The organism is Streptomyces sp. NPDC101118 (genome assembly GCF_044759445.1).
Classification (GTDB): domain Bacteria; phylum Actinomycetota; class Actinomycetes; order Streptomycetales; family Streptomycetaceae; genus Streptomyces.
Map to the genome: position 1 here is coordinate 585,755 of NZ_JBIVZG010000001.1, position 14,087 is coordinate 599,841.

Genomic DNA, 14,087 nt, shown 5'->3' on the forward strand with positions numbered 1-14,087 from the left:
TCGACTTCGCACGCCCCGCCACCTGGTCGATCACGACCGGTGGCCGCGCTCCTCGGTCCCTCGTGGCACGGCGCGTCGGGGCGTCAGGCGCGACCGCCGTCCGGTGGTCGCGGTAACCGAGCAATCAAGGAGTACGGCCATGGCCGTCGTCACGATGCGGGAGCTGCTGGAGAGCGGCGTCCACTTCGGTCACCAGACCCGTCGCTGGAACCCGAAGATGAAGCGCTTCATCTTCACCGAGCGCAACGGCATCTACATCATCGACCTGCTCCAGTCGCTGTCGTACATCGACCGCGCCTACGAGTTCGTCAAGGAGACCGTCGCGCACGGCGGCTCCATCATGTTCGTCGGCACGAAGAAGCAGGCCCAGGAGGCCATCGCCGAGCAGGCGACCCGCGTCGGCATGCCGTACGTCAACCAGCGCTGGCTGGGTGGCATGCTCACCAACTTCTCCACCGTCTACAAGCGTCTGCAGCGCCTCAAGGAGCTCGAGCAGATCGACTTCGAGGACGTGGCCGCCTCCGGCCTCACCAAGAAGGAGCTCCTGGTCCTCTCCCGCGAGAAGGCCAAGCTGGAGAAGACCCTCGGTGGTATCCGCGAGATGCAGAAGGTGCCGAGCGCCGTCTGGATCGTCGACACCAAGAAGGAGCACATCGCCGTCGGTGAGGCGCGCAAGCTCCACATCCCGGTCGTCGCGATCCTCGACACCAACTGCGACCCCGACGAGGTCGACTACAAGATCCCGGGCAACGACGACGCGATCCGCTCCGTCACCCTGCTCACCCGCGTGATCGCCGACGCCGTCGCCGAGGGCCTCATCGCCCGCTCCGGCGTTGCCGCCGGTGACTCGAAGCCGGGCGACAAGACCGTCGGCGAGCCGCTGGCCGAGTGGGAGCGCGACCTGCTCGAGGGCGAGAAGAAGGCCGACGAGGCCCCCGCCGCCGCCGAGGCCCCCGCTGCCGAGGCCCCCGCTGCCGAGGCCCCCGCCGCCGAGGCTCCGGCCGCGGACGCCGAGCAGGCCTGACCCACTGAGAGAGCCCGGCGTTCACCTGCCGGGCACTCCCAGCACGGACGATGACGACGGGGGACGGTGCTCACAAGGCACCGGCCCCCGCCGTTCACCCGTAGATCTACGACTTCGAGAGAGAATCACAGACTCATGGCGAACTACACCGCCGCTGACGTCAAGAAGCTCCGCGAGCTCACCGGCGCCGGCATGATGGACTGCAAGAAGGCCCTGGACGAGTCCGACGGCAACGTCGACAAGGCCGTCGAGGCCCTGCGCATCAAGGGCCAGAAGGGCGTCGCCAAGCGCGAGGGCCGCTCCGCCGAGAACGGTGCCGTCGTCTCCCTGCTCGCCGACGACAACACCTCCGGTGTGCTCGTCGAGCTGAAGTGCGAGACCGACTTCGTCGCCAAGGGTGACAAGTTCCAGGCCGTCGCCGCCGACATCGCCAAGCACGTGGCCGCCACCTCCCCGGCGGACATCGCGGCGCTGCTCGCCTCCGAGATCGAGGCCGGCAAGACCGTCCAGGCGTTCGTGGACGAGGCCAACGCCAACCTCGGCGAGAAGATCGTCCTGGACCGCTTCGCGCAGTACGGCGACGGTTTCGTCTACTCCTACATGCACCGCACCATGCCCGACCTGCCCCCGCAGATCGGTGTCCTGGTCGAGCTGGACAAGGCCGACGCCAACCTCGCCAAGGGCGTCGCGCAGCACATCGCCGCGTTCGCCCCGAAGTACCTGGCCAAGGAAGACGTCCCGGCCGAGGTCGTCGAGTCCGAGCGCCGCGTCGCCGAGGAGACCACCCGCGCCGAGGGCAAGCCCGAGGCCGCCCTGCCGAAGATCGTCGAGGGTCGCCTCAACGGCTTCTTCAAGGACGCCACGCTCCTGGGCCAGCCCTACGCGCTGGACAACAAGAAGTCCGTCCAGCAGATCCTGGACGAGGCCGGTGTCACCCTGAAGCGCTTCACCCGCATCAAGGTCGGCATCTGAGTCCGTACGCGACGGACACCGGACCCCGGTAGGGTCTGAGGCAGTCGTCCGCGTTCGCGCCGGACGACCGCAGATCTGACGAGGAGGCCATTGCCGTACAGGGAACCGCAAGGACCCCGGCAATGGCCTTCTTCGTATGTGCACGAGGAGATCTCCATGAATCAGGGCGTGGACCCCCACACCGCTTCCGACGACAAGAGCGACCACGACAAGAAGGGCCGCCGCTTCATGCTGAAGCTGTCCGGCGAGGCCTTCTCCGGCGGCGGGGGACTGGGCGTCGACCCCGACGTCGTGCACGCGATCGCGCGCGAGATCGCGGCGGTCGTCCGCGACGGCGCCGAGATCGCCGTCGTCATCGGCGGCGGCAACTTCTTCCGCGGCGCCGAGCTCCAGCAGCGCGGCATGGACCGGGCCCGCTCCGACTACATGGGCATGCTCGGCACCGTGATGAACTGCCTCGCGCTCCAGGACTTCCTGGAGAAGGAGGGCATCGACTCCCGCGTGCAGACCGCCATCACCATGGGCCAGGTCGCGGAGCCGTACATCCCGCTGCGCGCCGTGCGCCACCTGGAGAAGGGCCGCGTCGTCATCTTCGGCGCCGGCATGGGCATGCCCTACTTCTCCACCGACACCACGGCCGCCCAGCGCGCCCTGGAGATCGACGCCGAGGCCCTGCTCATGGGCAAGAACGGTGTCGACGGCGTCTACGACTCCGACCCCAAGGCCAACCCCGACGCGGTCAAGTTCGACGCCCTCGAGTACGGCGAGGTGCTGGCCCGCGACCTCAAGGTCGCCGACGCCACTGCCATCACGCTGTGCCGCGACAACAAGCTGCCGATCCTCGTCTTCGAGCTGCTCGCGGAGGGGAATATCGCGCGCGCCGTCAAGGGTGAGAAGATCGGCACGCTCGTGAGCGACCAGGGCACCCGGGCCTGAGCGACCCACCCCGCCCGAACCATCCACTCAAGACATGCAGGAGCACGTGGTGATCGAAGAAATCCTCCTCGAGGCCGAGGAGAAGATGGAGAAGGCCGTCGTGGTCGCCAAGGAGGACTTCGCCGCGATCCGCACCGGCCGTGCGCACCCGGCGATGTTCAACAAGATCGTGGCCGACTACTACGGCGCGCTGACCCCCATCAACCAGCTCGCGTCCTTCTCGGTGCCGGAGCCGCGCATGGCCGTGGTGACCCCGTTCGACGCGAGCGCGCTGCGCAACATCGAGCAGGCCATCCGCGACTCGGACCTCGGCGTCAACCCGAGCAACGACGGCCGCATCATCCGGGTCAACTTCCCGGAGCTCACCGAGGAGCGCCGCCGCGACTACATCAAGGTCGCCCGCGGCAAGGCCGAGGACTCGAAGGTCTCCATCCGCTCCGTGCGCCGCAAGGCCAAGGACGCCCTCGACAAGCTCGTGAAGGACAAGGAGTCCGGCGAGGACGAGGTGCGCCGCGCCGAGAAGGAGCTCGACGACACCACCGCGAAGTACGTCGCGCAGGTGGACGAGCTCCTGAAGCACAAGGAAGCCGAGCTCCTCGAGGTCTGATGAACGACTCTTCCTGGGCGGCGGAGCCGGTACCGGCGGGTCCCGCATACGATGTGCTCGGAGGGCCGCAGACTCGGCCCATGCCCATCGTGCCCGACGCCGCCGGTCGAGACTTCGAAGACCGGGAACCACGCGACCGGGGGGCGGCTCAGCCGAGCGGCCCCCTGTTCCGCGACGAGACGCCGCCGCAGGAGCCCATGCCCACGCCCCCGCCCCAGGCCCCGCAGGAGGCCTCCTCCCCGCCGCCGAAGAAGCGTGCGGGGCGGGACCTGCGCGCCGCCATAGGGGTCGGCGTCGGCCTCGGTGCCGTGATCTTCGCCTCGCTGTTCATCGTGAAGGCGGTTTTCGTCGGCGTCATCGCGGTCGCGGTGGTCGTCGGGCTGTGGGAGCTCACCTCCCGGCTCCAGGAGCGCAAGGGCATCAACGCGCCCCTGGTCCCGCTCGCCGTCGGCGGCGCCGCGATGGTCGTCGCCGGGTACGTGCGCGGGGCCGAGGGCGCCTGGGTCGCGATGGCCCTGACCGCGCTCGCCGTGCTCGTGTGGCGGATGACGGAGCCTCCCGAGGGCTACCTGAAGGACGTCACGGCCGGCGTCTTCGCCGCGTTCTACGTGCCGTTCCTCGCGACCTTCGTGGCGATGCTGCTGACCGCCGACGACGGCCCGCAGCGGGTGCTCACCTTCCTGGTCCTGACAGTGGTCAGCGACACCGGGGCGTACGCGGTGGGCTGGCGCTTCGGCAAGCACAAGCTCGCCCCGCGGATCAGCCCCGGGAAGACCCGGGAGGGACTCCTCGGTGCCGTGGCCTTCGCGATGGCGGCCGGTGCGCTGTGCATGGAGTTCCTGATCGACGGGGGCAGCTGGTGGCAGGGTCTGCTGCTGGGCCTCGCGGTCGCGGTCAGCGCCACCCTGGGCGACCTCGGTGAGTCGATGATCAAGCGGGACCTCGGCATCAAGGACATGGGCACGCTGCTGCCCGGTCACGGCGGGATCATGGACCGGCTGGACTCGCTGCTGCCCACCGCACCGGTGGTGTGGCTGCTGCTGGCGCTCTTCGTGGGCACCGGCTGAGCCGTCCCGGGTATCCTGGAAGGCGCGTCACTCCCGAGTGGCGCGCCTTTCTCGTCCCCCGCGAGCCGCGGGGGGACGCCCTGTGAGGTCTCCTGGCGCCGGTCGCGCCAATGCCATCGGCTCCGTTTTCCACGGAGGCCGGCCAGGCCTCGTCGCACTGAGGAGAAACCGATCATGGCCCGCCCCCTTCCGGGAGAACTGACCTTCGTCGCGCCCAAGGGGGCCAAGAAGCCGCCCCGGCACCTCGCCGACCTCTCGCCCGCCGAGCGGCGCGAGGCCGTGGCCGCGATCGGTGAGAAGCCGTTCCGCGCGAAGCAGCTCTCGCAGCACTACTTCGCCCGCTACGCGCACGACCCGGCCGAGTGGACCGACATCCCGGCCGCCGCGCGCGAGAAGCTCCAGCAGGAACTGCTCCCCGACCTGATGAGCGTGGTCCGGCACATCAGCTGTGACGACGACACCACCCGCAAGACCCTGTGGCGCCTGCACGACGGCACGCTCGTCGAGTCCGTCCTGATGCGCTACCCGGACCGGGTCACCATGTGCATCTCCTCGCAGGCCGGCTGCGGCATGAACTGCCCGTTCTGCGCCACCGGCCAGGCGGGCCTCGACCGCAACCTGTCCACCGCCGAGATCGTCCACCAGATCGTCGACGGCATGCGCGCCCTGCGTGACGGCGAGGTCCCGGGCGGCCCGGCCCGCCTGTCGAACATCGTCTTCATGGGCATGGGCGAGCCGCTGGCCAACTACAAGCGGGTCGTCGGCGCCATCCGCCGCCTGACCGACCCCGAGCCCGACGGCCTCGGCCTGTCGCAGCGCGGCATCACCGTCTCCACCGTCGGCCTGGTCCCGGCCATGCTGCGGTTCGCCGACGAGGGCTTCAAGTGCCGCCTCGCCGTCTCCCTGCACGCCCCCGACGACGAGCTGCGCGACACCCTCGTCCCCGTGAACACCCGCTGGAAGGTCCGCGAGGTCCTCGACGCGGCCTGGGAGTACGCCGAGAAGTCCGGCCGCCGCATCTCCATCGAGTACGCGCTGATCCGCGACATCAACGACCAGGCCTGGCGCGGTGACCTGCTGGGACGCCTCCTCAAGGGCAAGCGGGTGCACGTCAACCTGATCCCGCTCAACCCGACCCCCGGCTCCAAGTGGACCGCCTCCCGTCCGGAGGACGAGCGGGCCTTCGTCCAGGCCATCGCCAACCACGGCGTGCCGGTCACCGTCCGCGACACCCGTGGCCAGGAGATCGACGGAGCGTGCGGACAGCTCGCCGCCAGCGAGCGGTAACCTGGCCCCGTACATCTGCATATTCCGACAGGGGAGCGCCACAGCGCTGAGAGTGCGGGCACCGTCACGCCGCAGACCCTCTGAACCTCGCCCGGGTCATTCCGGGTAGGAAGTTCGGTCACCACTCAAGCTGTTGCGCCCTGCCCCGGCGTCCGCTCCCAGAGCGCCGGGGCGGGGCCGCGTCTTCTCCTGGTCACTCCAGGAGGAATGTTCCGTGAGCACCACCAAGAAGATGGCGGGCGCCGTGCTGGCCACCGCCCTGGGCGCGGCCGCGCTCGCAGGCTGCGGCAACGGCGACGAGAAGGACGGCGCGGCCCCGAGCGGTGAGCCCAAGTCCAAGACGGTCACGCTCGTCAGCCACGACTCCTTCAACGCCACCCCGGCCGTGCTGAAGGAGTTCGAGAAGCAGACCGGCTACACGGTCAAGGTCCTCAAGAGCGGTGACGCGGGCGCGGCCCTCAACCAGGAGATCCTCACCAAGGGCTCCCCGCGCGGCGACGTCTTCTTCGGCGTCGACAACACGCTGCTCTCCCGCGCCCTCGACAACGGCATCTTCGTCCCGTACGAGGCCAAGGGCCTGGCGGAGGTCCCCGAGCAGTACCAGCTCGACAAGGACCAGCACCGCGTCACCCCGGTCGACTCCGGCGACATCTGCGTCAACTACGACAAGAAGTACTTCGCCGACAAGAAGCTGGCCCCGCCGGTCACCCTCGACGACCTGGTCAAGCCCGAGTACAAGAACCTCCTGGTCACCGAGAACGCCTCGACCTCGTCGCCCGGCCTCGGCTTCCTCCTCGCGACCGTCGGCAAGTACGGCGAGGACGGCTGGAAGGACTACTGGACCAAGCTCAAGGCCAACGGCGTCGAGGTCGTCGACGGCTGGGAGCAGGCCTACAACGAGCGCTTCTCCGGCTCCGCGGGCGGCAAGAAGGCCAAGGGCGACCGCCCGCTGGTCGTCTCCTACGCCTCCAGCCCGCCGGTCGAGGTGCTGTACGGCGAGCCGCAGCCGGCCGTGGCGCCCACCGGCGTCTCCACCGGCACGTGCTTCCGCCAGACCGAGTTCGCCGGCCTGCTCCAGGGCGCGAAGAACGAGGCGGGCGGCAAGGCCCTGCTGGACTTCCTGATCGGCAAGAAATTCCAGGAGGACATGCCGCTCCAGATGTTCGTGAACCCGGTGGTCAAGGACGCGAAGCTGCCGGAGATCTTCACCAAGCACGGCGTGGTGATCGAGAAGCCGGAGACCGTCGCTCCGGACGCGATCGCCAAGAACCGTGAGCAGTGGGTCGGGGCATGGACCTCGCTCGTGCTGAAGTAGCGGAGGACGCGGTCCGGGAGGGGCCCGCGGGCTCCTCCCGGCGCGCCACGGCGGTGCGGCTGGGCCTGATGGCCCTGCCGCTCGCCTTCTTCGCGATCTTCTTCGCCTGGCCCGTGGCCGCGATCGTGGGCCGCGGGATCAAGACCGGCACCGGCTGGCAGTTCGGCCGGATCGGCGAGGTGCTCGCCCGGCCCGACATCGCCGGGGTGCTGTGGTTCACCACCTGGCAGGCGCTCGCCTCCACGGCGCTCACGCTGCTGATCGCGCTCCCCGGCGCGTACGTCTTCGCGCGCTTCGAGTTCCCCGGCAAGCAGCTGCTGCGGGCCGTGGTCACCGTCCCCTTCGTGCTGCCGACCGTGGTGGTGGGCACCGCCTTCCTGGCCCTGCTGGGCCGGGGCGGGATGCTGGACGAGCTGTGGGGCGTACGGCTCGACACCACCGTGTGGGCGATCCTCCTCGCGCACGTCTTCTTCAACTACGCCGTGGTGGTACGCACCGTCGGCGGCCTGTGGTCCCAGCTGGACCCGCGCCAGGAGGAGGCCGCCCGGGTGCTGGGCGCCGGGCGGTTCGGCGCCTGGCGGCGCGTGACGCTGCCCGCCCTCGCGCCTGCCGTGGCCGCCGCGGCCCTCATGGTCTTCCTCTTCACCTTCACCTCCTTCGGCGTCGTGCAGATCCTCGGCGGACCGGGGTACGCCACGCTGGAGGTGGAGGTCTACCGGCAGACCGCCCAGCTGCTGGACCTGCCGACCGCCGCCGTGCTCACGCTGGTGCAGTTCGCCGCCGTGGGCGCGATCCTCGCCGTGCACGCCGTGACGGTGCGCCGGCGCGAGACCGCACTCCGGCTGGTCGATCCCGCCCGCACGGCCCACCGGCCGGCCGGCTTCGGGCAGTGGGCGCTGCTCGGCGGGGTGCTCCTGACGGTCCTGCTGCTGATCGTGCTGCCCCTGGGCGTCCTGGTGGAGCGCTCCTTCGACGCTCCCGGCGGCTACGGCACCGATTTCTACCGGGCACTCCAGTCCTCCGACGGCGGCACCTTCCTCGTCCCGCCGCTGGAGGCGGTCTGGAACTCTCTCCAGTACGCGCTGGCCGCCACCGGCATCGCGCTGCTGATCGGCGGCCTGGCCGCGGCGGCGCTCACGCGGCGCGCCGGCCGCCTGGTGCGGGGCTTCGACGCCCTGCTGATGCTGCCGCTGGGCGTGTCCGCGGTGACGGTGGGCTTCGGGTTCCTGATCACGCTGGACGAGCCGCCGCTCGACCTGCGCACCTCCTGGATCCTGGTGCCGCTGGCACAGGCACTGGTCGGGGTGCCCTTCGTGGTGCGGACGATGCTGCCCGTGCTGCGTGCCGTGGACGGGCGGCTGCGGGAGGCGGCGGCGATGCTCGGCGCGTCGCCGCTGCGGGCCTGGCGGGAGGTGGACCTGCCGATGGTGCGGCGGGCGCTGCTGATCGCCGCCGGGTTCGCCTTCGCGGTGTCCCTCGGCGAGTTCGGGGCCACCGTGTTCATCGCGCGGCCCGACCGTCCGACGCTGCCGGTGGCCGTGGCGCGGCTGCTGGGGCGCGCGGGTGAGCTGAACTACGGGCAGGCGATGGCGCTGAGCACGATTCTGATGGGGGTGTGCGCGGTGTCCCTGCTGGTGCTGGAGCGGCTGCGGCCCGAGCGGTCCGGGGAGTTCTGATGACGTTGCTGGAACTGGACGCGGTGTCGGTCCGCTTCGGGACGCGGACGGTGCTGGACGCCGTGGACCTGGCGGTGGCCGAGCACGAGACCGTCTGTGTGCTGGGCCCGAGCGGGAGCGGCAAGTCCACGCTGCTGCGGGTGGTCGCCGGGCTCCAGCCCGCCGCCGGGCGCGTGCTGCTGGGCGGGGCCGACCAGAGCGGGGTCCCCGTGCACCGGCGCGGGGTCGGCCTGATGTTCCAGGACCACCAGCTGTTCCCGCAGCGCGACGTGGGCGGCAACGTCGCCTTCGGGCTGCGGATGCGCGGGGTCGGGCGGGCCGAGCGGGAGGCGCGGGTCGCCGAGCTGCTGGAGCTGGTGGGGCTGCCGGGTGCGGGGCGCCGGGCCGTCGCCTCGCTGTCCGGGGGCGAGCAGCAGCGGGTGGCCCTGGCCCGGGCGCTGGCACCGAGGCCGCGGCTGCTGATGCTGGACGAGCCGCTGGGCCAGCTGGACCGCGGGCTGCGCGAGCGGCTGGTGGTCGAGCTGCGGGGGCTGTTCTCCCGGCTCGGCACGACCGTACTGGCCGTGACGCACGACCAGGGCGAGGCCTTCGCGCTCGCCGACCGGGTGGTCGTGATGCGGGACGGGCGGATCGCCCAGGCGGGGACGCCGCTGGAGGTCTGGCAGCGGCCCGCCTCGGAGTTCGTGGCCCGCTTCCTGGGCTTCGACAACGTGGTGCCGGCCACCGTGACCGGTCCTGCTGCCGACACCCCCTGGGGCAAGGTCCCGGTGCCGGAGGGCTCCCCGGAAGGGGCCGGCCGGCTGCTGGTGCGGCCCGCGGGGGTGCGGCTGGTACGCCCTGACGAGGGCCTGCCCTGCTCCGTGGTCTCCCGTACGTTCCGGGGCACGCACGTCGCGCTCACCCTGCGGCCGGAGTGCGGGGGACCGGAGCTGGAGGCCGAGTGCGACCTGGCGTCCGCGGCGGACCCCGGCGCCCGGGTGGGCGTCGCCTTCACCCCGTCCGAGGTGGCCGTCCTCCCGGACGCCTAGGCCGGGTCTTTCGGATCAGGCCGGGTCCTGCGGATCCCGGGCCGGGCCTACGGCGCCGGTACCGGGACCCTGAGGTCGGTCGGGGGCTCCGCCGGTGCCGGGGTGTCGTGGTTGCCGTACCAGGCGACGGCCACCGCGCCCGCCACGGCCAGGGCGAAGCCCACGGCCGCGAGCCAGGCGAAGCCGGGCCGGGAGGCGTCGCCGAGCCAGAGGACGCCGATCGCGCCCGGGAGCACGGTCTCGCCGACGACCAGTGCCGCCGTGGCGCCGTTCACCGAGCCGATCTGCAGGGCCACCGTGTGCAGGTACATGCCGCCGACGCCCGCGATCACGATGGCGTACAGGGCCGGGTCGGCCAGCAGCGCCGGAGGGTCGAACGGGTCGATGCCGTCCAGGATCCGCACCCCGACGCCCAGCGCGCCGAAGCCCAGGCCCGACAGCAGGCCGGCCAGGATCGCGGCCCGGCCGCCCAGGAGGCGTACGGCGACGGTGCCGCCCAGCATGAGCAGGACGGTGACGGCGAGCAGCCACCAGTGCGTCGACCGCTCCGCGTGGTGGCCGCCCTCGTGACCCGCGGCGGTCGCCAGCAGCACCAGCGCCCCGCACACGACGCCGATGGACGCCCACTCCTTGCGGCTCAGCCGGATGCCCAGCAGCTTCACGCTCAGCACTGCGGTGATCACCAGGTTCGCGCTGATCACCGTCTGGGAGAGGAAGAGCGGGAGGAGCCTGGCGGCCAGCGCGCCCAGCCCGAAGCCCACGAAGTCCAGGATCGTGCCGACGATGAACTCCCAGGTCAGCGCGGCCTTCGCGGTGGAGGACAGGTTGGGGCCGCCGTGCTGGGTCAGGCCGGCGCCCGGCTCGGCACGGGCGGCCCGCCGGGAGCCCACGGCTTGCAGCACGGATCCCGTGCCGTAGCAGATCGACGCCGCCACAGCGGTCAGCAGGCCTATGAGCACGGGAGGCTCCGTTCGCGTCTGGCAGGTTTTGCGGTACGACTGCCAGACGTGTCTTCCGGGCCCGGGGTTGCCTCCGCCGGCCTGAGTGCAGGTCAGGACAGGCGGGCCAGGGCCTCCGGGACCTCGTCGACCGACTCGACCAGCGCGATCCGCGACTCCATCGCGCGGCCGCGGGCCAGCGACTGCAGCAGCGGCCAGGCGGGCAGGTGCTCGGTCCAGTGGCGGCGGTCGACCAGCACCATCGGGGTGGGCTCGCCGCGCGACCCGTAGTAGTTCGGCGTCGCGTTGTCGAAGATCTCCTGGAGCGTGCCCGCAGCGCCCGGGAGGAACACCACACCGGCGGTGCACCGGGCCAGCAGCCCGTCCTCGCGGGTGGCGTTGGCGAAGTACTTCGCGATGTGCCCGGCGAAGGCGTTCGGCGGCTCGTGGCCGTAGAACCAGGTCGGGATGCCGATCGAGTCGCCGCCCGCGGGCCACCGCTCCCGCACCTCGAAGGCGGCCCGTGCCCAGTCGGTGACCGACGGTTCGAAGGAGGGGGCCTTGGCCAGCAGGTCGAGTGCGAGGTCGAGGGCGCCGTCCTCGAAGGGGGCGAGGTACGCGCCGAGGTTGGCCGCCTCCATCGCGCCGGGACCGCCGCCGGTGGCCACGGTCAGCCCGGTGCGGGCCAGCGTGCGGCCGAGCCGGGCGGCGCCCGCGTAGGCCTCCCCGCCGCGGGCCATCGCGTGCCCGCCCATCACCCCGGCCACGCGGGCGCCGGCCAGGTGCTCGTCGAGGGCGTCGGAGACGGCGTCGTCGTGGACGGACCGGAGCATGGAGGAGAAGACGTCGCCGTCGGCCTTGGTCTGCTGGAACCAGGCGTACGCGAGGGCGTCGGGCGTCGCCTCGTACCCCTCGGGCAGGCCCTCGTACAGTTCGCCGGCCGTGTAGAGCAGCCCGCGGTACGGGTTGAAGGGCAGGTCGGGGACGGGCGGGAAGACCAGGGCGCCGTCGGCCCGAACCTTGGCCGCGGCGTCGGGCTCCATCGGGCAGCCGAGGAACACCGCCGAGGAGGTGTCCGCCGACAGCAGCGCGAAGGTGCGCTCCAGCAGGTTGACCGACTGGACGCGGTAGCCGCTCAGCGAGCCCCGGGCGACGACCTGGTCGAATTCGGCGAGGGTCTCGATCTCGATGTCTGCACTGGCCATCCGGCCACCCTACGGGCGGTTCCCCCTAGCGGGTGAGCGCCAGCCGCGTCAGCTCCGCCACACCCCAGACCACCGGCACGCAGAGCGCGAGGAGGGCGCCGGTCCGCAGCAGCGCAGCGGACCGCAGTACCCGGGCCGGGGTGCCGAGCTCCAGCAGCGCGGACCGGGTGGCCTCCCGCTCCTGGTACGACTCGACGGCCGCGGTCAGCAGGGTCGCGGCGGCGCACGCTCCGACCAGCGCCGCGGCGACCCGCGTGAGCGGACCCAGCGGCAGCAGGGTCAGGGGGCCGCCGGTCAGCGAGACCAGGGCACCGGCGGCGACGGCGCACAGCACCCCGAGCGGACGCCCGATCCGGCCGGCCTCCTCCTGGAGCGCCCGCCCGGCGAGCAGCCGTACGGCACCGGGCCGCACCAGCTGTACCAGCGCCCCGCAGCCGTGGGCCAGCGCGGGACCGGCCAGGGCCAGGCCGGCCGTGACCAGGACCCAGCCGGGCAGCCCGCCGGCGGTCCCGCCGCCGGCGGACGCGAGGACGGCGAGGCCGCCGGCGAAGGCGGCCACCCCCCAGGGCAGGCCTTCCTGCGGCGGGCGCGTCGTCCGGGTGTGCGGGATGAGCGCGGCCCCGGCGGCCCCGGCGAGCGGCACGACGGCGAGCAGCGTCAGTCCGGCGGCGACGGGGAACGGCTGGTCGGCCCGGAGCACCGCGGCGGCTGCTCCGTCGAACGGCAGGCCCGACAGGTCCCCCCGCAGGTGGAGGAAGAGGAGCAGCGCCAGGGTGCTGCCGAGGGTGCAGGCGATGGCGGTCGAGACGGCGGCGACGACGGTCAGCCGCACGGGGCCGAGTCCGACGGCGGAGAGCCCCTCGCGGGGCCGGGTGGCCGGGTCGGTACGGGCCACGGCCACGGCGAACTGCACGGTGAGCGCCAGCGGGACCAGGCACCACAGCAGCCGGGGCAGCTGTCCCTCGGGCCGGGCGACGGCGCAGGCCAGGATGAAGAGCAGCAGGAAGCCGGTGCCGGCGGAGGCGGCGGCCACCAGCAGCCGGCGCACCTGGACGAGGGGGCGGGAGCCCCGGGCTAGGCGGAGAGTGAGCATGCGGCGCGGCCCTCCGCATCGCCGGGGCCGGCGGCGGAGCCGGCCGTGGTGTGCGGGACGGCTCCGGCGAGGCGGCCGTCGGAGAGGGCGACGGTGCGGTCGGCCTGGGCGGCGGTCTCGGTGTCGTGGGTGGCCAGCACGACGGTGATGTCGTGGGAGCGGGCGGCCGTGGTCAGCGTGCGCAGGAGCAGGGCGCGGTCGGCGAGGTGCAGTGGGGCGGTGGGCTCGTCGGCGAAGACCACGGCGGGCTGGTTGACCAGGGCGCGGGCGAGGGCGACGCGCTGGGCCTCGGCGTGGCTGAGCGCGGCGGGCCGGCGGCGGGCGTGGCCGTCCAGGTCGAGCCGGTCGAGCCATTCGGAGGCGGCGCGCTTGGCGGCGCGGTGGGGGGTGCCGGCGATCAGCAGGGGGAGGGCGGCGTTCTCCCAGACGTTGAGTTCGGGGACGAGCCGGGGTTCGGGGCCGATCCAGCCGAAGCGGTCGCGGCGCAGGCGCTCGCGGACGAGGGCGGTCATCGTGTGGACCGGGACGCTGTTGAACCAGACCTCGCCCTCGTCGGGCCTGAGCTGTCCGGAGAGGCAGCGCAGCAGGGTGGTCTTGCCGCTGCCGCGGGGGCCGGTCACGGCGAGGATCTCGCCCTCGCGCACCCCGACCGAGACGCCGGCGAGGGCGGGGGCGCCCGCTCCTGCGGGTTCCGTCCGGGAGGACCCCCGGTGGGTGTGGTGCAGGGACCGTGCCCAGAGCACGTCGTTGTCCGGCGGGGCCACCATCACGTACACCTCGGTTCACTTCGACTGCGGATCGGACGGCCGCTCTTGCGCGTTTCCCCCGTCCGGGGGAACGAAGCAGCGGGCCGATCGGTCACTGGGCACCGTGAGGACCGTAAGCAGGGGGGACGGCCGAGTCCGGACAGCACACGGCCCGGACCCTCGCGTTCTCACT

At 72.3% G+C, this 14,087-nt stretch carries 13 protein-coding genes and 1 riboswitch; of the genes, 9 read left to right on the forward strand and 4 right to left on the reverse strand.

The features are described from left to right. Positions 1-139 precede the first annotated feature (139 nt). From rpsB to ACIQUQ_RS02630, 9 genes are all read left to right on the forward strand, one after another. A complete protein-coding gene (gene rpsB / locus ACIQUQ_RS02590; protein ID WP_403970335.1) occupies positions 140-1,024 on the forward strand; it encodes a 30S ribosomal protein S2 in 885 nt (294 codons plus the stop codon). A 135-nt stretch (positions 1,025-1,159) separates the two neighbouring features. After that, entirely contained in the window at positions 1,160-1,996 is an 837-nt protein-coding gene (gene tsf, locus ACIQUQ_RS02595) for a translation elongation factor Ts (RefSeq protein ID WP_403970337.1), read from the forward strand. A gap of 156 nt (positions 1,997-2,152) precedes the next feature. Further along, on the forward strand, positions 2,153-2,932 hold the full coding sequence (gene pyrH / locus ACIQUQ_RS02600) for a UMP kinase (protein WP_399952846.1): 780 nt from the start codon (positions 2,153-2,155) through the stop codon (positions 2,930-2,932). A gap of 49 nt (positions 2,933-2,981) precedes the next feature. Next, a complete protein-coding gene (gene frr / locus ACIQUQ_RS02605; protein WP_399953061.1) occupies positions 2,982-3,539 on the forward strand; it encodes a ribosome recycling factor in 558 nt (185 codons plus the stop codon). Beyond that, complete coding sequence (locus ACIQUQ_RS02610) at positions 3,539-4,606, forward strand: phosphatidate cytidylyltransferase (protein WP_403970340.1); 1,068 nt, start codon at positions 3,539-3,541, stop codon at positions 4,604-4,606. Before frr ends, ACIQUQ_RS02610 begins: the two co-directional genes overlap by 1 nt. A 174-nt stretch (positions 4,607-4,780) precedes the next feature. Then, positions 4,781-5,893 (forward strand): 23S rRNA (adenine(2503)-C(2))-methyltransferase RlmN, encoded by a 1,113-nt coding sequence (gene rlmN, locus ACIQUQ_RS02615; RefSeq protein WP_403970342.1) that lies wholly within the window; start codon positions 4,781-4,783, stop codon positions 5,891-5,893. A 19-nt stretch (positions 5,894-5,912) separates the two neighbouring features. After that, positions 5,913-6,023, forward strand: a riboswitch (TPP riboswitch). Positions 6,024-6,107: 84 nt separating this feature from the next. Then, entirely contained in the window at positions 6,108-7,208 is a 1,101-nt protein-coding gene (locus ACIQUQ_RS02620; protein ID WP_403970345.1) for a thiamine ABC transporter substrate binding subunit, read from the forward strand. Between the two features lie 68 nt (positions 7,209-7,276). Further along, positions 7,277-8,884 carry an ABC transporter permease gene (locus ACIQUQ_RS02625; RefSeq protein WP_403970596.1) on the forward strand — a complete coding sequence of 536 codons (1,608 nt, stop codon included), beginning with the start codon at positions 7,277-7,279 and terminating at the stop codon, positions 8,882-8,884. After that, on the forward strand, positions 8,884-9,912 hold the full coding sequence (locus ACIQUQ_RS02630; protein ID WP_403970347.1) for an ABC transporter ATP-binding protein: 1,029 nt from the start codon (positions 8,884-8,886) through the stop codon (positions 9,910-9,912). Before ACIQUQ_RS02625 ends, ACIQUQ_RS02630 begins: the two co-directional genes overlap by 1 nt. A gap of 47 nt (positions 9,913-9,959) precedes the next feature. Here the strand turns inward: ACIQUQ_RS02630 and ACIQUQ_RS02635 are convergent, their stop codons facing one another. From ACIQUQ_RS02635 to ACIQUQ_RS02650, 4 genes are all read right to left on the reverse strand, one after another. Beyond that, on the reverse strand, positions 9,960-10,871 hold the full coding sequence (locus ACIQUQ_RS02635) for a hypothetical protein (RefSeq protein ID WP_403970348.1): 912 nt from the start codon (positions 10,869-10,871) through the stop codon (positions 9,960-9,962). Positions 10,872-10,963: 92 nt separating this feature from the next. Further along, entirely contained in the window at positions 10,964-12,055 is a 1,092-nt protein-coding gene (locus tag ACIQUQ_RS02640) for an LOG family protein (protein WP_403970351.1), read from the reverse strand. Positions 12,056-12,080: 25 nt separating this feature from the next. After that, positions 12,081-13,148: a hypothetical protein gene (locus ACIQUQ_RS02645; RefSeq protein ID WP_403970353.1), complete on the reverse strand. Its 1,068-nt coding sequence runs from the start codon at positions 13,146-13,148 to the stop codon at positions 12,081-12,083. After that, positions 13,130-13,915 (reverse strand): ABC transporter ATP-binding protein, encoded by a 786-nt coding sequence (locus tag ACIQUQ_RS02650; RefSeq protein WP_403970356.1) that lies wholly within the window; start codon positions 13,913-13,915, stop codon positions 13,130-13,132. The genes ACIQUQ_RS02645 and ACIQUQ_RS02650 overlap by 19 nt, the downstream gene beginning before the upstream one ends. Positions 13,916-14,087 lie beyond the last annotated feature (172 nt).

Coding starts and splice junctions, on each gene's coding strand:
- rlmN (WP_403970342.1), top strand. CDS start 4,781: ATGGCCCGCCCCCTTCCGGGAGAACTGACCTTCGTCGCGCCCAAGGGG.
- ACIQUQ_RS02610 (WP_403970340.1), top strand. CDS start 3,539: ATGAACGACTCTTCCTGGGCGGCGGAGCCGGTACCGGCGGGTCCCGCA.
- ACIQUQ_RS02640 (WP_403970351.1), bottom strand. CDS start 12,055: ATGGCCAGTGCAGACATCGAGATCGAGACCCTCGCCGAATTCGACCAG.
- ACIQUQ_RS02630 (WP_403970347.1), top strand. CDS start 8,884: ATGACGTTGCTGGAACTGGACGCGGTGTCGGTCCGCTTCGGGACGCGG.
- ACIQUQ_RS02625 (WP_403970596.1), top strand. CDS start 7,277: ATGGCCCTGCCGCTCGCCTTCTTCGCGATCTTCTTCGCCTGGCCCGTG.
- pyrH (WP_399952846.1), top strand. CDS start 2,153: ATGAATCAGGGCGTGGACCCCCACACCGCTTCCGACGACAAGAGCGAC.
- ACIQUQ_RS02650 (WP_403970356.1), bottom strand. CDS start 13,915: ATGGTGGCCCCGCCGGACAACGACGTGCTCTGGGCACGGTCCCTGCAC.
- ACIQUQ_RS02645 (WP_403970353.1), bottom strand. CDS start 13,148: ATGCTCACTCTCCGCCTAGCCCGGGGCTCCCGCCCCCTCGTCCAGGTG.
- tsf (WP_403970337.1), top strand. CDS start 1,160: ATGGCGAACTACACCGCCGCTGACGTCAAGAAGCTCCGCGAGCTCACC.
- rpsB (WP_403970335.1), top strand. CDS start 140: ATGGCCGTCGTCACGATGCGGGAGCTGCTGGAGAGCGGCGTCCACTTC.